This is a genomic window from Dactylosporangium sp. NPDC051087 (assembly GCF_055586325.1).
On sequence record NZ_JBVJIJ010000047.1, the window covers coordinates 1 to 17,989 of the forward strand.

At 70.0% G+C, this 17,989-nt stretch carries 18 protein-coding genes and 1 tRNA gene; 9 read left to right on the forward strand and 10 right to left on the reverse strand.

The annotated features are described in order from the left end of the window. Positions 1 to 347: 347 nt before the first annotated feature. From ACZ6TV_RS50480 to ACZ6TV_RS50500, 5 genes are all read right to left on the reverse strand, one after another. A complete protein-coding gene (locus ACZ6TV_RS50480; RefSeq protein ID WP_465308025.1) occupies positions 348 to 1,109 on the reverse strand; it encodes a hypothetical protein in 762 nt (253 codons plus the stop codon). Positions 1,110 to 1,134: 25 nt separating this feature from the next. After that, positions 1,135 to 1,353, reverse strand: a complete 219-nt coding sequence (locus ACZ6TV_RS50485) for a PrgI family protein (RefSeq protein WP_465308027.1) — start codon at positions 1,351 to 1,353, stop codon at positions 1,135 to 1,137. Positions 1,354 to 1,508: 155 nt separating this feature from the next. After that, entirely contained in the window at positions 1,509 to 3,536 is a 2,028-nt protein-coding gene (locus ACZ6TV_RS50490; protein ID WP_465308029.1) for a hypothetical protein, read from the reverse strand. A 2-nt stretch (positions 3,537 to 3,538) separates the two neighbouring features. Beyond that, entirely contained in the window at positions 3,539 to 3,982 is a 444-nt protein-coding gene (locus ACZ6TV_RS50495) for a pilin (protein ID WP_465308031.1), read from the reverse strand. Between the two features lie 283 nt (positions 3,983 to 4,265). After that, positions 4,266 to 5,102: a hypothetical protein gene (locus ACZ6TV_RS50500; RefSeq protein ID WP_465308033.1), complete on the reverse strand. Its 837-nt coding sequence runs from the start codon at positions 5,100 to 5,102 to the stop codon at positions 4,266 to 4,268. Between the two features lie 707 nt (positions 5,103 to 5,809). On the opposite strand from ACZ6TV_RS50500, the gene ACZ6TV_RS50505 reads away from it, so the two are divergent. From ACZ6TV_RS50505 to ACZ6TV_RS50520, 4 genes are read left to right on the forward strand one after another with little or no spacing between them, the layout of a single operon-like run. After that, a complete protein-coding gene (locus ACZ6TV_RS50505) occupies positions 5,810 to 6,523 on the forward strand; it encodes a hypothetical protein (protein WP_465308035.1) in 714 nt (237 codons plus the stop codon). After that, the gene (locus tag ACZ6TV_RS50510; RefSeq protein ID WP_465308037.1) at positions 6,516 to 7,853 is read left to right on the forward strand and encodes a TRM11 family SAM-dependent methyltransferase; all 1,338 of its coding nucleotides are present in this window, start codon (positions 6,516 to 6,518) and stop codon (positions 7,851 to 7,853) included. The genes ACZ6TV_RS50505 and ACZ6TV_RS50510 overlap by 8 nt, the downstream gene beginning before the upstream one ends. Further along, positions 7,850 to 8,059, forward strand: coding sequence for a helix-turn-helix transcriptional regulator (locus ACZ6TV_RS50515; RefSeq protein ID WP_465308039.1), 210 nt, complete (start codon positions 7,850 to 7,852; stop codon positions 8,057 to 8,059). Before ACZ6TV_RS50510 ends, ACZ6TV_RS50515 begins: the two co-directional genes overlap by 4 nt. 3 nt (positions 8,060 to 8,062) lie before the next feature. After that, positions 8,063 to 9,280 carry a tyrosine-type recombinase/integrase gene (locus ACZ6TV_RS50520; protein WP_465308041.1) on the forward strand — a complete coding sequence of 406 codons (1,218 nt, stop codon included), beginning with the start codon at positions 8,063 to 8,065 and terminating at the stop codon, positions 9,278 to 9,280. 144 nt (positions 9,281 to 9,424) lie between these two features. Here ACZ6TV_RS50520 and ACZ6TV_RS50525 read toward each other — a convergent pair. After that, a tRNA-Thr gene (locus ACZ6TV_RS50525) sits at positions 9,425 to 9,497 on the reverse strand. 214 nt (positions 9,498 to 9,711) lie between these two features. Here ACZ6TV_RS50525 and ACZ6TV_RS50530 point away from each other — a divergent pair. Next, a complete protein-coding gene (locus tag ACZ6TV_RS50530; RefSeq protein WP_465308043.1) occupies positions 9,712 to 10,803 on the forward strand; it encodes an ABC transporter ATP-binding protein in 1,092 nt (363 codons plus the stop codon). A 68-nt stretch (positions 10,804 to 10,871) separates the two neighbouring features. On the opposite strand, the gene ACZ6TV_RS50535 is transcribed toward ACZ6TV_RS50530, so the two are convergent. Next, positions 10,872 to 13,592: an Hsp70 family protein gene (locus ACZ6TV_RS50535; protein WP_465308045.1), complete on the reverse strand. Its 2,721-nt coding sequence runs from the start codon at positions 13,590 to 13,592 to the stop codon at positions 10,872 to 10,874. A 148-nt stretch (positions 13,593 to 13,740) separates the two neighbouring features. Next, the gene (locus tag ACZ6TV_RS50540) at positions 13,741 to 14,304 is read right to left on the reverse strand and encodes a TetR/AcrR family transcriptional regulator (protein ID WP_465308047.1); all 564 of its coding nucleotides are present in this window, start codon (positions 14,302 to 14,304) and stop codon (positions 13,741 to 13,743) included. A gap of 84 nt (positions 14,305 to 14,388) precedes the next feature. Between ACZ6TV_RS50540 and ACZ6TV_RS50545 the strand changes: the two genes are divergently transcribed. After that, the gene (locus ACZ6TV_RS50545) at positions 14,389 to 15,270 is read left to right on the forward strand and encodes an SDR family oxidoreductase (RefSeq protein WP_465308049.1); all 882 of its coding nucleotides are present in this window, start codon (positions 14,389 to 14,391) and stop codon (positions 15,268 to 15,270) included. 105 nt (positions 15,271 to 15,375) lie between these two features. Continuing rightward, positions 15,376 to 15,990, forward strand: a complete 615-nt coding sequence (locus ACZ6TV_RS50550) for a hypothetical protein (protein ID WP_465308051.1) — start codon at positions 15,376 to 15,378, stop codon at positions 15,988 to 15,990. Here the strand turns inward: ACZ6TV_RS50550 and ACZ6TV_RS50555 are convergent. Then, positions 15,981 to 16,568, reverse strand: a complete 588-nt coding sequence (locus ACZ6TV_RS50555; protein ID WP_465308053.1) for a response regulator transcription factor — start codon at positions 16,566 to 16,568, stop codon at positions 15,981 to 15,983. The two genes, ACZ6TV_RS50550 and ACZ6TV_RS50555, sit on opposite strands and share 10 nt — an antisense overlap. Before the next feature lie 45 nt (positions 16,569 to 16,613). Between ACZ6TV_RS50555 and ACZ6TV_RS50560 the strand changes: the two genes are divergently transcribed. After that, positions 16,614 to 17,129 (forward strand): DUF2199 domain-containing protein, encoded by a 516-nt coding sequence (locus ACZ6TV_RS50560; protein ID WP_465308055.1) that lies wholly within the window; start codon positions 16,614 to 16,616, stop codon positions 17,127 to 17,129. A 97-nt stretch (positions 17,130 to 17,226) separates the two neighbouring features. On the opposite strand, the gene ACZ6TV_RS50565 is transcribed toward ACZ6TV_RS50560, so the two are convergent. Next, entirely contained in the window at positions 17,227 to 17,478 is a 252-nt protein-coding gene (locus ACZ6TV_RS50565) for a hypothetical protein (RefSeq protein WP_465308057.1), read from the reverse strand. Between the two features lie 13 nt (positions 17,479 to 17,491). On the opposite strand from ACZ6TV_RS50565, the gene ACZ6TV_RS50570 reads away from it, so the two are divergent. Then, on the forward strand, positions 17,492 to 17,857 hold the full coding sequence (locus ACZ6TV_RS50570; RefSeq protein WP_465308059.1) for a hypothetical protein: 366 nt from the start codon (positions 17,492 to 17,494) through the stop codon (positions 17,855 to 17,857). Positions 17,858 to 17,989: the final 132 nt, after the last annotated feature.

Consider the following 17,989-nt stretch of genomic DNA (forward strand, 5'->3'; position numbering starts at 1 on the left):
TGTGTCCACAACGCACAGACGATCACGCGGTGGCCGTGCTCTGTCCAGCCCCGTCAACCAGCAACATCCCGAACGGCGGCTGCCGTACTAGCCGAAAGCCCAATTCCAGACGCCGCTGATGACAGCGCCAAGTCCCCACAAAAAAAGCACAGCGCCCAACACGCGTTCAAGAAGAATCATGCTGGACTGCCGACGAGCCAGTCGGCCCTCAGAAAGACCACGCCTAAGTGGACTGAACGGCGCCACGAATCGCGACGACATTGCGATGTGCTTTGTTACCAGCCCTTTATAGTTTGTTGCCAAAACAAGGCCAACGATTGCCAAGAGCAGTCCCACTAATATAAGCATTACGGGCATCCCTTCGAGTATCTTAGAAGTCGGACGGGGGGGGTATATGTAAAAGTGGCTAGATCAAAGGTGCCAAGCCCGAATGTCATTCCTGCCCAGAGGGTGACCCCAACGCCAACTGTCACACCATGGTACGTGTCCGAGTGCCCGCCCGCACCCTCACCAGTCTTGCCTTTAATACCACCCACATAACAGGCACCAGGCCCGTCACCCATGCACACCGCCCAGCCAGCCGTATTTTGTTCAGCAGGCGTAGCGCTGACAAGGCCAGCGGTCCCAGCGAACCCCATGCCGATTCCCAGTCCAAGAAATGGAGTCACCTTGCCATTCTGATAATTCGCGCCCAAACATACGAAGAAGCAGGCCGAACCTGAAGCGATGGTGTACTTGTCCAGATTAATGGCAGCGTTGCACAGGACCGCTGGCATACCCATGCAGCCGTCAGGGACCGGGCCTGGACCGTAGTAGAGGCAGCCGACAGAGTCACAGCCTGAGGTCGATCCGCCCGAGCCGGCAAGGGCCGCGGTCTTCATGACGTGGGTTTGCTGGTTGCGCGCGCGGAACTCGGCCTCTCTGTCCTCGTACAACTTGCAGCCCGCAGCCGTCATGCCGGCGCAGTTCTGTTCATGGACGGTCTTGCCGGGTGTCGACTTGCGCGGTTTGCCGCGATAGCAACTGCCGTTTCCGCCGCAGACCTTTTTGTTCTTGGCGGAACTCTTCTTGGTCGATCCGTTACCCCAGGCGGAGTTGCCGTGGCTCAAGTCGCTGCCGCAGTCTTCGACGCCGCTATAGGTTCGCAGGCCGGTTGGGTCGCTGTCGGTGACGGGGTTCGCGGCGGCGTATACGTAGCCGTTGATCTGTAGTGGGCACCGCGTAATGGATCAACGCGGTGACGGACAGGATGACCACCTGACGCAGGGTCAGGTTGAACACGATCCGGTCAGCCCGCTCGACGTCGGCGGGGACTCGCGCCCGCAGCGGCTCATCAGGGGGACGACGGGGCATCGGTGCTCACTCCCCTCGGGGACGGCGACGGACGGGACGGGGCGGGACGCTCGGCGCCGCCGGGGACGGGACCGCCGGACGAACCGGCGGGGACGGGCGGGGCGGTGGGGACGGCCGATCCGGCGGGGACGGCCGGGCGGTCGGGGACGGACCGGTCACCGGAACCGACCCGGGGCCGGGACGGGACGGGGCGCCGGGGACGGGACGGCCGGACGATCCGGCGGGGACGGGCGGAGCGCCGGGGTCGGTGCCCGGGTGGCAGCGGTCGGCCGGGGCGCCTGTGGGGGCGTTGTCGGGGCTCGCTTCGCCACTGTCGGACGCGGCCGAGACGGCGGTGCCGTGGCCGTGGAGAACGTCGGCGTGACCGGTCCCGGAGGCCGCTTCGGCGCGGTCTGGGCCTTCGGCGCCGCCGAGAACGCCACCGCCGGCGCCCTGGTGGAGGGCGGTGCGGAGCGGGTCGTCGCGGTGCTCGACGCCGAGGTGCTCGGCGCGTGACTGAACGGCGTCACGCTCGCCGGCGGCGCAGCCGACGATGCCGTGTCCGGTGTCGCGCCGGGTGCCGCCGAGAACGCGGCGGGCGGGACCGCGCCCGCCGGAGAGGAGTTCGGCGTAGCGGGCGGCGTGGCGTTGCTCAACGCCGGGGCGGCCGTGGTCCCGGCGGGCTGCGCCAAGGGCGTATGCGTCACCGGCGCGTTGCTGAACGCGGCCGGTCCGGCGGGAGCCGGGGACGGCCGGGACGGTCCCGGGCGGGACGGCCGGGGCGGGCGAGGCGGTCCGGGACGGGGCGCCCGCCCGGGACCGGGACGGCCGGGACCGCCGGGACGGGGCGCCGCCCCGGCTCCTCGCCGGGCGGCCGTCCCCGCGAGACCGCCTGCCGCCTTCGCCCCGCCCAGGATGCCGGCCGCCGCCCCGAGGGTCTTGATGGTCAGGACGGTGGTGATGAGCTGGCCGAGCAGACCCTTGCCCTTGGACTGGCCGAGCGGCCCGAGGATGAACATCTTCATCCAGCCCGGCAGTTTGATCTGGACCCACAGCATCGTGAGGCAGACCAGGATGCCGAGGAGCCCGTCTTCGCCGACCGGCAGGCCGAGGACCGCGCCGCTGGACGGGGTGAGGAACACCCGGATCGTGGCCAGCATGATCACGGCCTGGGCGAGCTGCATGCCGAGGCACACGCCGAACGCCCGCCACCACGTGTAGGCGAGGCCCTCGGTCTGCGGCGTGCTGTGGCAGATCAGCGCGAGCGGCGCGGAGCCGACCAGCAGGATCAGGCAAGCGACTCGCACGATGAAGGTGAACAGCACAAAGATCGCCATCACCAGTACGGCGAGGACCATCAACAGGAACAGGAAGCCGTGACCCATGATCGCGCCGGTGAGTGCCTGGGTGATCGCGCTCGCCGCCGCGTGGCCGTCGACGCCTTGACCGGCGATCGCGGCGGTCAGGCCATTGACGGCGTTGAGGATCTCGCGGATCAGGACGAGCGACATGTTCGCGCCGACCCCGCCGATGATCAGGCGCGGCAGGATCTCCTTGAGGCCGTGACGGGTCTGCAGAGTCTCCCGTGACGTGACGATGAACCCGCCGAAGACCACGAACAGCACGAAGACGGCGTTGGCGATGACGAGGCACGTCGTCCAGATCGCCTTGACCTGCGGGTTGTTCGTCAGGTCCGGGGTCGACAGGACAGTCGTGCCGAGCGTGTTCATGATCGGGGTAAGGCTGGCCTCGATCATCCAGGCGAAGAAGTCGTTGATCGCCTTGCGGATCTGGCCGGGGATGTCGTACCAGGCTGGATCGTCATCAGACGTGGCGGACAGCGTCGTCGGGTTGCCGCCGGGCGTCGGGTTCGGTTGGGGCGTCTCGGTCGGGTTCGGGTTGCCGGTCGGCGGTGGCCCGATCGGTGACGGCGTCGGGTTCGGGTTGGGGTTGGGGTTGGTTGTTGGGTTGTGGCCGGGCATGAGCACGGTCCCACTCGGGCTCGGACGGCTGCCCGTGTCCGGGATGCCGGGCGGTGGGGAGGTGGTCTGCCCAGGTCCGGGCATCGGTGACGGGTCGGCCATCGCCGGGGCGGTCAACGCCACCGCGATGCCAGCGACCAGACCAGCGCTGAGTAGCAGCGCGAGGGCCAGCCGGGCGAGGCGGCCGAGGCCCCGCCCGGCGTGCGTTGGGGTCGATGCCATGGCTAGGCCACCCACTGCCCGACGATGGTGACGAACAACGGCGCCAGCAGCGCGAGGGCGTACCCGAGGGCTGCGGACTTCATGGCGAGCTTGCCCTTTTCGTTCTCGCCCGGGTCGCCGTTGGCGGCCAGATACCGCAGGCCGCCGATGGTGAGGAACAGCGTGGCGACGGCCACGAGGATCCCGACGAGCCAGACCCGGATGTTGTTGACGACCGCCTGGATCGAGTCGGCCGCCAGCGGCACCGGCGCCCCCGCATCGGCGGCGGCAACGGCCGTGTCGCCGAGCACCGCCGCGAAGGCCAGCACACCGGCCAGGACGATGCCGATCGGGACGAGGCGGGTCGCCTGGTAGAGCACCCAGTTCGAGGGGTGCATCCGTGGCCGGCGCAACCGCCGGGAGGGCTTGCGTCGCGGCGGGCGCACTCGGTTGGGCTTGGCGTTCATGGGATTGGGCACCTCCGGGCGCAGGCCGCGACCGGCCCCGGGCATGGCGGGGCACGTACGCGGCGCGTGGGTGGCAGAGGCGGGAGCAGAGAATCCGCACGTGGTGGCCTGGGATTCCGACCGGCGCGGGGGCCGTCCTCCTCACAGAGGTCAGGTGGGCCGGGCGAACGGAGTGTCAGCGCCGTCAGCGGGGCCGGTCGGGGTCACCTACGCGGGAAGTCCCGCACTAAGGGAATACAAATCCGCGGGTCGTTTTGGAAAATCGCAGCTCAGCGGCGGTGTCTCAGCGGCGGCGGCGGCCGGGCGTCAGCTCGGGGGCGGTGCGCAGGGTGGCCTCGGCGATGACGTCGGTGGTCGGGTCGCTGAGCGCACCGGCCCGGATCGCCGCGACGAGCCGCTCGACGGCGGCGGTGCGCCGCTTGTAGACACCCCAGCGCGGCAGGCCGGTCCGTTCGGCGTAGTCCGCGACGCTGACGTCCTCCAGGTACGTGCCGCCGATCAGGTCGGCCTCCGCGACGGTGAGCACACCCAGGCGCACCGCGCGGGCGAGGACCAGGTCGGGGTGACCGTACGGGGCGGGTGGCAGCGCCGAGCCGGGCGCGAAGTGCGCCTCCCCGGTCGCGGCCGGTTCCTGCTCGCGCAGCCCGGCGCGAGCACCGGAGAACGCGGCGTTGAGCAGGGCGTTCACGACGCCAGGCTGGTCGATGTCGACCTTGTTCAACGCCTTCAGGAACGCCTCCACCAGGGCCGCGTGCAGGTCCCCGGCCGACAGCTTCGACAGCAGGTGCGCGCGGTGCCGCAGCCCCGGCAACGCGACACCGACCGCGCCGACGACCCACCGGTCCGCGCCGGTGCGGGCCTGGGTGACGAGGAACCTCCAGGCGGCGTCCTGGGCCGCGGCACTGCAGGAGGGGTGCATGAGGATCGCGGACAGCTCCGGCAGCGCGATCCGGCGGCGCGGCAGGCCGTGACCGAGCTGGCGGCCGTCGACCGCCTGCGGCTGCGGGCCCTCCGCCGCCAGCCGGAACCGGTACTCGATCGCGTCCAACAGCACGGCACCGGGCCGGGCGCCCGGGTGCTCGGCCAGGTGGCCGGCGACCAGGCGAGTGTTCGTAGACATGGATGTTCTCCCTGATGGTGAGTCGGGATGCCGAACCGGCGGACAAGGGCCGTCCGGCGGTGCAGCCCCCACGCCACCAGGGCGGTTGGACACATCGTGAACACTGATGATCTTGTTTCAGGTTGAACGCAGCATGCCCGGCCGAGGCGACGAGGACAGCCTTGGATGCACACCTCGGCGCAGTGTGGGGCCGGTGCTTGGGGTCTGTGTAACGGCGCGGCCGCCCGTTCAACCCGCCGCCAACGGGCGGCCCACCCACCTCGACGCGCCGGGAACGCGCCCGGGAGGGCAGACGCAAAAAGGCACGCGCCAAGTGGCGCGGGCCAGGTGTGTTCATGGTCGACGGCGGCGGGCATACCGATGGCTGATCTTGTTCAACCCATTACACCCGTAGAAACGATCTTGTTCACGGTGGAGGGTCGATCTTGTTCATGGTGGCGTCGGCCGCCTGCCGTAAGGTGGTGGAACGCCCGCGAGGCGGCACCCGGCTGAAGGTCATCTTCGTCGACGTGTTGCCGGTGGCTCCGCAGCGGTGTTCAACGTCTGACCTGCGTGTTCAACCTCGGTGAGAATCTTGTTCATGGGGTTAAACACGGCCGCGCCCGAGACTTCATGGCCAGATGGTCAGCCGCCCGGATTCCAAATCGAGGCCGGAATTTGTATTCCCTTAGTGTCAGCGCTTATCAGCGGACGTGGCCACACCACCCATGCCGCAGACGCCTCAGCACACTCCCGATCCCGGCCCTGAACGCCCGCGCGTCGGGCTGCTCCTCGTCCCGGCGCACCAGCGCCGCGCGCCGTTGGCAGGCGCCGAATCCTGGTACGGGCTCGACCCGCACCGCCTCGCCTGGCTGATCCGGCACTACACCCGCGCCGGTGACGTCGTGCTCGACCTCGACGCGCACCCGACCGTCGCCCGCGCCGCCCGGTACCTGCACCGCCGCCCGGCCGCCCTCGTCACCGACGGCGACACCAGCCAGGTCCGGCTCACCGGCATCCGTGCCCGGCCCGCCCGCATCCGAAGCCTCACCGACAATGGCGTCTCTCTGCTGCTGGCCGGACTGCCGCGACCCGGCGGCGACCGCCTCAGCCTGCGGACATTGACCGAGGCCATGGACCAGTGGCGGCGGCTGCTGCGCCCCGGCGGGTTCGTGCTCACAGTGCTGCCCGCCCAGACCCCGGAGCCGGGCCGGATCTCCCGGCGCAGCACCGTCATCACCGCCGCCCGCGCCGCCGGACTGCGCTACCACCAGCACCTCCCGACGCTGCTGGTCCCCCTCCCGGACACCGAGCCACGCACCGACCCGGCCACCGCCGCCAGCACCCGGCCCGCGCTGCTCAACGGTCGGCACGCCCCCATGCACCTGGACGTCCTCGCCTTCGGCACGACCAGAACCGATCAGGAGGCTGCAGATGCGTGAACCCATCCCGTCCACCGACGCGTTCGCGGTCGGCATCGACCCGGCAGACGGCACAGGCCCTGACGTCGCCCGACTGTTCGAACTCATCGCCGCCGGCGTCCAAGGCTCGGTCCTGCTCACCGGGCAGACCCTCTCCCGGGACATGCGACGCGACCGGTACACGCCCGCCTCGATGGAACACCCGGGCAAGATGCTGCCCACCATCCCCCGCTACCTCATCGCCACCTACACCGAGCAAGGCGACCAGGTCGCCGACCCGATGGCCGGCATCGGCACCACCATCGTCGAGGCGATGCACCTCGGCCGCCACGGCATCGGCGTCGAATACGAGGCTCGGTGGGCGCAGCACGCCGGCGACAACATCCGCCTCGCCACCAGCCAGGGCGCCACCGGCACCGGCGAGATCTACACCGGCGACGCCCGCCGCCTGCCCGCCCTGCTCCCACCCGAGGTCCACGGACGGATCTCGCTGGTCATCACCTCACCGCCGTACGGGCCATCCACCCACGGTCACGCCCGCACGCCGGGCGCTCGCCGGGGCAAGGTCCGGAAGATCCATCACCGGTACGGCACCGACGCCGGGAACCTCGCCTACACCGACCATGCCGAGCTGGCCGAAGGGTTCGCGCAGATCCTCACCGGCTGCGCGGCTGTGCTGCGGCCCGGCGGCTATGTCGCGGTCACCGCACGGCCGTACCGGCGACGCGGCGAACTCATCGACATCCCCGGTATGGTCGCCGCCGCCGGGCTCGCCGCCGGACTGACCCTGGTCGAGGAACTCGTCGCGCTCATCACCGGAGTCCGCGACGGCATCCTGGTGCCGCGGGCCTCGTTCTTTCAGCAGAAGAACGTGCGGGAGGCCGTCGCCGCCGGAGACCCGCAATGGCTGATCCAGCACGAGGATCTGCTCATCTTTCAGGCGGGCGCGCACACCCGTCCCACGTCGGCGCCCGCCAGGAGCGATGCCCCTCGCAGGCACACCGCCAACGCGGCGCGGTCCCTGAATGACGAGTCCACCCGTGAGCATCACCAGCCCGGCCCAGCTCGTCAGACGCTCACTGCTGCTGCTGATCGCAGCCTTGACGCCTTCGCCCCCGGCGGCATGGATCGATGTTCGCAACCGGAACGGCCCGCAATCGCATCAGCACCGGGCCGCGTCCGCCGTCCCCGGCAGTCACACGGCCGGACACCCGATAGGACACCTGATTCATGCCCACCCCATCCCCAACCGGTCCACGGGGCGCCACGCGCCCACGCGGCCACTGCCCCCGGCCCCAGCGACACCCGGTCGGTTCCGGGCACCGATTCGACCGCAGCGGACCAGCCATGACCACGCCGGATGTCACCGTCTGGCGACCCGACCCGCTACTCAGCATCACCGACGTCGCCACCTGGTTGGGCAAGCCCAAGAACACCCTCTATGCATGGCACAGCAGGGGCAAAGGGCCACGCGCGATCCGCGTCGGCAACACCCTCCGGTACCGCCGCAGCGAGGTCGAGCGCTGGCTCGACGCCAACACAGACTCGGAGCGGTGAGCTGTGGCCAGACCTGAACTACCCGTCGGCACATGGGGAAAGATCCGCACGCAACAGCTCGGCCCGAACCGATTCCGTGCCCGAGCCCGCTTCCGCGACTACGACGGAAAGACTCGGGATGTCGAGGCCAGCGGCGACACCGACCCCGCTGCCATTCGAGCCCTGAAAGTCAAACTCCGCGACCGGACCACACCGAACGACGATGAGATCACCCGGGACACCCACATCGACACCCTCGCCGACTTGTGGCTTGACGAGATCACGGCCGAGGAGCGTGTGACGGAGCAGTCCATTGAGACCTACACCTCGATCCTGCGCACCAGGGTTCGGCCGGCACTCGGCAAGCTGCGGATCCGGGAGGCCACCGTTGGCCGTCTCGACCGGTTCCTACGCGACATCGCGAAAGACTTCCCGTCAGCAGCGAAGGGTGCCAAAGTCGTCCTCGGCCAGATGTTCGCGCTCGCCGTACGGCATGGCGCAATTTCAAACAACCCGGTCCGGGACACCGCACGACTGCGTACCTCCCGCCGCAAGGTGATCGCGCTGACGGACGAGCATCTGCAGGCGGTTCGCGCGGCGATCCGGCAGTGGCAGCAGCCCACGCCAGGCAAGCCGGGTCCGCGGCACACCGGCGACTTGGCGGACATCGTCGACCTCATGCTCGCGACCGGCGCCCGCATCGGCGAGACGCTCGCATTGCGGTGGGAAGACCTAGACCTCGCCGTCGAACGTCCTACCCTGACGATCTGTGGCACCTTGATCTACGTCAAGGGCAAGGGCGTCGTGCGCCAGAACTGGACCAAGACCGACGCGGGCTACAGGATGCTCGTGCTGCCGAACTTCGCGGTCGGCATGCTGCTGGCCCGCAAGTTCGGCGCTTCGGACAACCCCAACGATGCGATCTTCGCGTCCCGACGTAGCACCTGGCTGTCGCCGAACAACGTCCGTCGCCAGTGGCGCCAGGCCCGCGCCGAGGCCAACCTGGAATGGGTCATCCCCCATACCTTCCGCAAAACCGTCGCCACCCTCATCGACAAGGAGGCCAACACCAAGAGCGCGGCAGCCCAGCTCGGGCATGCCAGTGAGGGGACTACAAACCAGCACTACATCGAAAAGCCCGCGCTCGCCCCTGACGTCTCCGACATCCTCGAACGGCTCGGCGCCAGCGGCGGACCCGCCGACGAGTCCGGCTGGCAACGCGACGCTGACCGGGCCGCCTGACAGCGACCAGCGCCAGGCTTGGGGCGGGTGCCGAACCTGATCGCCCGAACTGGTTAACGGGGAGTTTCTGGGGGCAGGTTCAAATCGCAATCGACAACACTAAATGCCCTGACCAGGTTACGCCTGGTCAGGGCATTTACATTGAGCCGACGGCGGGACTTGAACCCGCAACCTTCCGATTACAAGTCGGGTGCGCTACCAATTGCGCCACGTCGGCCAGCAGATCGATCCTACCGGGCCGCCCGGCGGGTCCGCCTCCGACATACGTGTCGGCCATGTCGGCGTAAAGCGGGGCAAAAAGGTGTAGCGACCTTGGCAGTTGGGGGAAGGCCGCCTACTGTTACGGGAACTCCGGGGCTGCACCGCCGCGCCCGGGAGCTTCTACTCGGATCGTCCGGCACGTTCCTGCCGGTGGAAGGTGGCACCCTGTCATGGCTACGGTCACGTACGCGAAAGCGTCCCGGATCTACCCGGGCACCCCGCGCCCCGCGGTCGACCAGCTGAACCTTGAGATCGGGGACGGCGAGTTCCTGGTTCTCGTCGGGCCCTCCGGCTGCGGCAAGTCGACCTCGCTGCGCATGCTTGCCGGGCTCGAGGACGTCGACGCCGGCGACATTCTGATCAACGACCGGAACGTCACGCACCTGCCGCCGAAGGCGCGGGACATTGCGATGGTGTTCCAGAACTACGCGCTGTACCCGCACATGACGGTGTACGAGAACATGGCGTTCGCGCTGAAGCTGCGCAAGACGCCGAAGCACGAGATCGACCGGCGGGTCAAGGAAGCCGCTGCCATGCTGCAGCTGGAGGACTACCTCGGCCGGAAGCCGAAGGCGCTGTCCGGTGGTCAGCGGCAGCGTGTCGCCATGGGTCGCGCCATCGTGCGTGAGCCGCAGGTCTTCCTCATGGATGAGCCGCTGTCGAACCTCGACGCGAAGCTGCGTGTGCAGACGCGTTCGCAGATCGCGACGCTGCAGGCGAAGCTCGGCATCACCACGGTGTACGTCACGCACGACCAGGTCGAGGCCATGACCATGGGTCACCGCGTCGCCGTGCTGCTGGATGGTGTGCTGCAGCAGGTCGACAGCCCGCGCGCGCTGTACGACCGTCCGGCCAACGTGTTCGTCGCGGGCTTCATGGGCTCGCCGGCCATGAACATCAAGACGGTGCCGCTGACGGAGAAGGGCGGCCGGTTCGGTGACGTGACGCTGCCGCTGACCCGTGAGCAGCTCACCGCGGCGCAGGCCGACGGTGGCGGCAACCGCGTCACGGTCGGGTTCCGGCCCGAGGACACGGACCTGGTCGGCCCGAACGACGGTGGCATCCCGATCACCGTCGACCTGGTCGAGGAGCTCGGCTCCGACGCGTACGTGCACGGCACCGTCGCCCTCGAGGGCCAGGACGAGCGCTTCGTCGTGCGCGCCGACCCGCGCCGCACGCCGCGCCTGACGGAGATCGTGTACGTCCGGCCGCACGTGAACACGCACCACGCGTTCAACGCCGCGACCGGCCTGCGTATCTGATCCAAAGGCTCCAAAGCAGTAAGAGAAAGGGCCCGGCGCACACCACGCCGGGCCCTTTCTTATTCAGCTCACGCAGCGGCGAACCGCCACACCTGGAACTTGCCCTCAGAGGCGCACAGGATCACCGACGCCGTCCACGAGCAGCTCTGCCCGATCGTCTTCGTCAGCGGGCCCAGCGCGATCCGCTCCCCCGACGACGCCGTCACGCCGATCAGGGTCACGTTCGAGGCGGACGAGGCGCTCAATGTGCCGGTGAAGAACATCAGGCTGCCGGCCGTGACGCGGACACCGTAGGAGTCCTTGTCCTCGTTCTTCAGCAGTTGTTTGCCTTCGAACGACAGCAGCACGCTGGCCGGGGTGTCCCAGTTGGTGGCGAGGACCTGGCGCCCGACCGGGATGAGGGTGGTGCTGCCGGGGGCGGCCGCTTCCCAGACCTGTTTCTTGTCCGCGACGGAAATGGCACGGACGGTGTTGACCTTGCCGTCGTAGGTGCCGTCGATGAGGCACAGCCGGTCGTCGGCGCACGGCGCCATGGCGATGACCTCGACCTTGTCGTTGGGGAAGCTGTAGATCTGGCTCGGCTGCCCGGCGCTGCTCAGGTCGTAGACGTTGACGGTGTACTTGGTGCTGCCGCCCGCGACGAACAGCTTGTCCTCGTGGGCGAGATAGATGGCCCCGTATTCGCCGACGTTGTTCCAGCTGCGGATGTCTTTGCCGCTGGTGGCGTCGACGAGGCGGATCTGGTCATCGCCGTCGATGCTGATGAGGTCGTCGCGGGCCTTCATGTCGCGGTTGGTCGACTGGCCGGCGAAGTTGGACGGGCCATGGAGCTCGCTGCTTCTGGTCTGGCCGTAGAGGTCCGAGCCTTTCGCATTGTCCGGCCGGGTCCAGGCAGTTTTGCCGGCCCAGGTGACCGCCTCGGTCTTCTTGCCCTCTTCGCGGTGGATGGCCAGCACCGGGCCGAGGGCGAACACCTTGTCGTAGGAGCTGTAGCTGCCCTGCCAGACCGTCTTGCCGTTCTTCCAGTCGAGGATGTAGACGGCGCCGGTGGACGAGCCGGTGCCGGTGACGACGATGCCGCCCGAATACGCGGCGATGGCCCATTTGCTGAAGTCGCCGTCGAGGGCGATCTTCGACCAGGACGTCTTCATGCCGTCGAGGTCGATGGCCTGGACGAAGTACTGCTTCTCGACCCGCCAGCCGATGACGGCGCGGTCGTTGAGCGTGGCGGAGTCGACGAGGTCGATCTTCGTCGGGTCGGCCATGTCGAACGCCTTCTCGGCCTTGAGCGTGGCGAAGTCGACGGTGGTGGACCGGTCGCGGAAGAACCAGAAATAGCCGCCGGCGGCGACGAGCGCGAGCACGACGACCGCGGCGATCCCGGCGAAGAGCAGCCGGCGGCGCGGACGCGGCGCGGGCGGCACAGGGATCGGCCCGGTCGGCGGAGCGCTCGCGCCGTACTGACCAGGCGGAATGACCTGCGACGCGGACATCGGATACCCAGGCGCACCGCCCCCGGACACGGGCCCGCCGCCGAACCCGCCGGACGTAGGCGCCGCCCCGAAACCACCGGACGTAGGCGCGGCCCCGAAGCTGGGTGACACAGACGCGGCGGCCGGACCAGCCGGCACGCCGTTGAAGGCCGTCGTCGGGCTGGCGCCGTAGCCGGTGGCAGAGGTCATCTCGCCGCCCGCAAAACCCGGCGGCGCCGGCGGTGCCAGTTCGGCCAGGGCTCCTTCCGCGACCGGGAGTTCGGGCTGCTCCAGTACCGTCGGCGCGATCCCCAACTCGGCGTGCAGCCGCCGGGCGGCGAGCGGCAGGCGGGAGGACCCACCGACCAGGAACAGGCCGGCGAGCTGGTCGCCCCGCAGCCCTGCGGAAGCGATGACCGAGCCCGTCTCCCAGACCGCGCGGTGGATCAGCGGCCCGACGACCCGGTCCAGCTCCTCGCGGGTGAGGTGGATCGCCTGGTCGGCGCCGGGCACGGTGATCGGCGCGACCGTCGTGCGGGACAGCATCTCCTTCCCGCCGCGGACGTCGTCCCAGAAGAGCCGCCGGTCGCGGCGCTGCGTGGTGGTCGCCGGGTTGCGCAGCGCCTCCCAGGTCGCCGGGGCGAAGCCCGAGATGACCTGGCCGAGGTGCTCGACGAGCGCGGCGTCGATGTCGAGACCGCCGAGGTCCTCGACGCCGCCGGAGCCGATGACGGTGAAGCGCCCGTTGTCGTTGCGTACGACCGCGATGTCGAGCGTGCCGCCACCGAAGTCGAAGACGGCGAGGGCGGAGCCCACGGGGACGGGGCGGCGCAGTACATCAGCGAAATATCGAGCGGCGGCAACCGGCTCGGGGACCAGCATGACCGGCGGCCATCCCGCGCGCCGGGCGGCGTTGGCGAGCGTGTCGCGGCGGACGGTGCCCCACGCGGCCGGGTAGGTCAGGACCGCCGTGGGCAGGAACCCCACCGCCTCGACGGCCGCGCGGGCGACGGCGGCCAGGATCGCGGCGAGCAGGTCGACGGTCGGGATCTCGCGGTCGCCGAGCAGGACGGTCGGCTCGTCGATGCGGCGCTTCGGGTTGGGCTCGAAGCGCGACGGGTCGAGCCCCGCGAGGCGCGCCGCGTCCCGGCCGACGTGCAGCCTGCCGTGCTCGTCGACGAAGACCCCGGACGGCATGATGGGCGCGCCGTCGACGAGCAGCGGTCGGGTGCGCCCGTCGGGCCAGCGCACCACGGCCACCGTGTTGGACGTCCCGAGATCGACACCGATCGCGAAGCCCTGCTGAGGCTCAGTCACCGGCCCATCCTAGGTCGGGCGCGAAACCCCAGCAGTGATCCGCACTCCAGTTGCCGATCGTGCGGCTGAGCTGCGGCGCGGCGGGGCTCGTACGCTGGCCCGGTGGAGCTGATCGAGGATCTGGTCAGGCTGGTGCCGCCGCCGGCGCTCAGGCGTTCGTCACGGCCTTGACCTGGTCGAGGGTCTCCTGAATGCGCGCGGCGAAATCGACCGGTCGACTGTCGGCGATCCACTCCTCGAACGCCACCTTGAACACCGCGACCCCGACCTCCGCGGCCAGGCTCGCGGCCGGCTCCGGCACGCCGCGCTCCCGGAGCACCGCGGCGGCGGCCGTGCTGAGCTTGGCGAGTTTCAGCAGCTCACGCTCCTGAAGGCTCGGATTGGCGGCAATGGCGGCGGCGCGCTGCCGAGCGAAGTCGCGCCGCTCTTGCAGCATTTGCGCCGCTTGTACCATCGCAGCGCCCACAACGTCGATCGGCGTCTCCGACGCGGGAGCGGCCCCGATCGCGGCGACGACCGTGTCCTGCAGGGCGCCCGAGCCCTCGAAGAGCACCTCGCGCTTGTCGGCGAAGTGCCGGAAGAACGTGCGCTCGGTGACGCCGGCGTGCTGGGCGATGTCGGCGACGGTGGTCTGCTCGTAGCCGCGTTCGGTGTACAGCGCCAGCGCCGCGAGCATGAGGCGGCCACGCGCGTCCGGCTCCCAGCGTCCCATGTCCCCGAGTCTAGTGATGGCAGCATCTGACATCACGCGCTATGGTTCGTGATGTCAGAGTCTGACATCGCTTAGGAGAACACCATGCGCGTCTTCGTCACCGGAGCCTCCGGCTGGATCGGCTCCGCCGTCGTCCCGTCCCTGATCGACGCGGGCCACCAGGTCGTCGGCCTGGCCCGCTCCGCCGCGTCGGCCACCGCGTTGCAGGAGGCCGGCGCCGAGGCGCACCACGGCAGCCTCGACGACCTCGACAGCCTCCGCGCCGGTGCCGCCGACGCCGACGCCGTCATCCACCTGGCGTTCAAGCACGACTTCACCGACTACGCGGGCGCCGGCCTGACCGAACGCGCCGCCGTCACCGCACTCTGCGACACGCTGGTCGACTCGGACCGGCCGTTCCTCTTCGCGTCAGGCGTCGGGCTGCTCACGCCCGGCCGCGTGGCGACCGAGGCCGACCCCTCGCTCGGCCACGGCCCCGAAGCGCCCCGCGGCGGCGCCGAACAGCTCGCCTTCGAGTACGCCGCACGCGGCGTCCGCCCCGTCGCCCTCCGCTTCGCGCCGACCGTCCACGGCGACGGCGATCACGGCTTCGTCGCCGCCCTCGTCCGGATCGCGCGGGAGCGGGGCGTCTCGGCGTACATCGGCGACGGCACCAACCGCTGGCCCGCGGTCCACCGTGCCGACGCCGCCACCCTGGTGCGACTGGCGCTCACCGCCCCCGCCGGCACCGTCGTCCACGCCGTCGACGAGGAGGGCGTGCCGACCCGGGACATCGCCACGGCGATCGGCCAGGGCCTGGGACTGCCGGTCGCCGGGGACGCCTCACCGGACGACTTCGCGTGGCTCGGCCGCTTCTTCGCCGCCGACATCCCCGCGTCCAGCACCCTCACCCGCGAGCTGCTGGACTGGAAGCCCACCCACCCCGGCCTCCTCGAAGACCTGGCAGCGGGGCACTATTTCCGCTGACGCTGCAGGCTGTCGGTTTCTCGACTCCCCGCCGACGAACAAACCGCCGGCGGGGTGCATCGAACCTTGCGACACCAGAACCGACCCAGCCTTCAGGAGCCCACCATGCGATTCCCCGCCACCGTCCTCGCCGCCGCGCTGCTGCTGTCCGCCTGCACCACCGCGACCCCTAAGCACCAGGCCGGTGACGCCCTCCCGGCCGGCTCGGCACCCGCTCTTTCCGCTTCGCCCTCCGCTGCCTCGCCGACCGCCTCCCCGCCCTCCGCCTCACCGAGCGGCTCCCGCTCCTCGTCCGGCGGCACGACGGCGCCGGTGCTCGGGCCGCAGGGGTACGGCGCTCTCCGGCTCGGCATGACCAAGGCGCAGGCCACCGCGACCGGGCTGATCACCCCGTTCGACAACTCGGGCTGCGCTCAGGCGTACATCAAGGGACTCCCGGCCGGTAAGGGCAGGGTCTACCTCTCCCCGACCCTCGGCGTGGCGGCCATCGAGGCATGGGATCAGGTCGCCACGCCCGAAGGAATGCGCATGGGCGCCACGACCGCCGCCGGGATGCGCGGCATGTACCCCGCCTGGAGGGCCGTCGACGACAGCGGCGACTACACCCGCGGCTACACGAAGGTCCCCGGCAACGACAAAGCCGTGTACCGGATCATCACGCGGAACGACAAGGTCATCGAGGTGACCCTGCAGCTGGGCAACCAGAACTGCTACGAGTAGGCCGCCCGCAGTTTGGCGGCGACGGCGGTCAGGTGGCCGGCGACGGTCCCGGTAGCGAGCCCGAGGCGGGTGGCGATGGTGGCGTCGGGCAGACCGGCGGTGACCAGGTCCAGAACGTCCCGCTCCCGCGGGCTGAGGTCCCCCGGGGCGAAATGGGCCAGCATCCGGCGGGCGGCGCCCGGGCCGAAGACAGCACCGCCGGATGCGACGGTCCGGACCGCGTCGGAGAGCTCGCCCGGTGACGCGCCCTTGACGACATAGCCACGGGCACCGGCCAGCAGCGCGGCGAAGGTCGCGGCCTCCCCCTCGCGCAGGCTGAGCACCAGTACCGCCACGTCCGGTGCCCGTCCGGTCAGCTCCGCCGTCGCGGCGACGCCGTCGAGGTCGGGCATGCGCAGGTCCATGATGAGGACGTCGGGGCGCTCGGCGACCGCGGTCCGCACCGCCTCGGGTCCGGTGGCGGCCTCGGCGACCACGTCGATGCCGTGCAGTGGTGCGAGCAGCGCACGGAGCGTGTCGCGGACCGCCGGGTTACCGTCGGCGATCACGACACGGATCCCGGCCGGGTTGTCGCGCACGACGCAAGCCTTGCAGCTGACCGGCCGGACTGCTACGAGTACCCGATGAACGATCTTGGATACGAGTGCCGGTCCTGCGGGCAACGCCACCGCGGCCTGCCGTTCTCGTACGGCGCTCCCGCCCCGGCGCCCTGGCACGACGGCCTCACCGGCGACGAGCGCAGCGTCCTGGACGACGAGCTGTGCGTCATCCAGGCCGAGCACTACTTCATCCGGGCCCGCCTCGTCATTCCCGTCCTCGACGCCGGCGACGACACCGAGTTCGACTGGGGCGTGTGGGTGTCGTTGAGCAGGGCCAACTTCCGGCGGGCGGTGGACCTGTGGACATCCCCGGAGCGCGCGCAGGAGCCGCCGTATTTCGGCTGGCTCTGCACCGAGATCCCGGTGTACGAGCCGACGACACTGCACCTCAAAACCCATGTGCACACCCAGCCGGTCGGCAGCCGTCCGGTCGTCGAGCTCGAGGCCACCGACCACCCGCTCGCCGTGGAGCAGCGCGACGGGATCACGCTCGCCCGCGTCCAGGAGATCGCCGAAAGGCTGCTGCACCCCGAGGGCTGACAATGTCACGACGGCTGTCGGTTTCTCGACTCCCCGCCGGCGAACAAACCGCCGGCGGGGTGCATCGAACCATGCGAAACCACAACCGACCCAGCCTTCAGGAGCCCACCATGCGATTCCCCGTCACCGCTCTTACCGCCGCAGTGTTGCTGTCCGCCTGCACCGCGTCGCCTTTCCGGCAGACCGGTGACGCCGTTCCGGCCGGCTCTGCGCCTGCCGCCGCCGCTCCCACTTCCGCCGCTGCCGCGTCGTCCTCGCCTTCGTCTTCGCCGTCGTCGTCGCCGCCGTCCTCGCCGCCGTCGGTCGCCTCGTCTTCGACGCTGGTCCTGGGTCCGCTGGGGTACGGCACGCTCCGGCTCGGCATGACCAAGGCGCAGGCCGCCGCGACCGGGCTGGTCACCCCTTTCGACAACTCGGGCTGCCCTCAAGCGTTCGTCAAGGGCCTCCCGCAGGGCAAGGGCTGGGTCGTCGTCTCACCGACGCTCGGCGTGTCGACCATCTGGGCATGGGGTGACCTGGCCACGCCCGAAGGGGTGCACATCGGCTCGTCCGCCGACGAGATGCGCCGCCAGTACCCGAACTGGAAGGTCGCCGACGGCGACGGTGACTGGGCCCGCGGCTACACGAAGGTCCCCGGCAACGACAAGGCCGTCTTCCGGATCGTGATCAGCAAGAACAAGGTCGTGGACCTGGCCCTGCAGGCGGAGCACCAGGACTGCTACGAGTGACCCCGTCGCCGACATCCTGGTCGGCGGCCGGCCTATGGAGAAGGGGCCGCACCGCTTCGCCAACGGGGGCGGCCAGGGTGTCGGCGACGGTCATCGCTCCGGATCGGGCGGCTTGGCGGCGATGGCCGTCAC

What these genes read in the sequence shown, in the direction of transcription:
- ACZ6TV_RS50485 (WP_465308027.1), bottom strand. Translation starts at nt 1,353, where the DNA reads ATGCCCCGTCGTCCCCCTGATGAGCCGCTGCGGGCGCGAGTCCCCGCC.
- ACZ6TV_RS50490 (WP_465308029.1), bottom strand. Translation starts at nt 3,536, where the DNA reads ATGGCATCGACCCCAACGCACGCCGGGCGGGGCCTCGGCCGCCTCGCC.
- ACZ6TV_RS50495 (WP_465308031.1), bottom strand. Translation starts at nt 3,982, where the DNA reads ATGAACGCCAAGCCCAACCGAGTGCGCCCGCCGCGACGCAAGCCCTCC.
- ACZ6TV_RS50500 (WP_465308033.1), bottom strand. Translation starts at nt 5,102, where the DNA reads ATGTCTACGAACACTCGCCTGGTCGCCGGCCACCTGGCCGAGCACCCG.
- ACZ6TV_RS50505 (WP_465308035.1), top strand. Translation starts at nt 5,810, where the DNA reads ATGCCGCAGACGCCTCAGCACACTCCCGATCCCGGCCCTGAACGCCCG.
- ACZ6TV_RS50510 (WP_465308037.1), top strand. Translation starts at nt 6,516, where the DNA reads ATGCGTGAACCCATCCCGTCCACCGACGCGTTCGCGGTCGGCATCGAC.
- ACZ6TV_RS50515 (WP_465308039.1), top strand. Translation starts at nt 7,850, where the DNA reads ATGACCACGCCGGATGTCACCGTCTGGCGACCCGACCCGCTACTCAGC.
- ACZ6TV_RS50530 (WP_465308043.1), top strand. Translation starts at nt 9,712, where the DNA reads ATGGCTACGGTCACGTACGCGAAAGCGTCCCGGATCTACCCGGGCACC.
- ACZ6TV_RS50540 (WP_465308047.1), bottom strand. Translation starts at nt 14,304, where the DNA reads ATGGGACGCTGGGAGCCGGACGCGCGTGGCCGCCTCATGCTCGCGGCG.
- ACZ6TV_RS50545 (WP_465308049.1), top strand. Translation starts at nt 14,389, where the DNA reads ATGCGCGTCTTCGTCACCGGAGCCTCCGGCTGGATCGGCTCCGCCGTC.
- ACZ6TV_RS50550 (WP_465308051.1), top strand. Translation starts at nt 15,376, where the DNA reads ATGCGATTCCCCGCCACCGTCCTCGCCGCCGCGCTGCTGCTGTCCGCC.
- ACZ6TV_RS50560 (WP_465308055.1), top strand. Translation starts at nt 16,614, where the DNA reads ATGAACGATCTTGGATACGAGTGCCGGTCCTGCGGGCAACGCCACCGC.
- ACZ6TV_RS50570 (WP_465308059.1), top strand. Translation starts at nt 17,492, where the DNA reads ATGACCAAGGCGCAGGCCGCCGCGACCGGGCTGGTCACCCCTTTCGAC.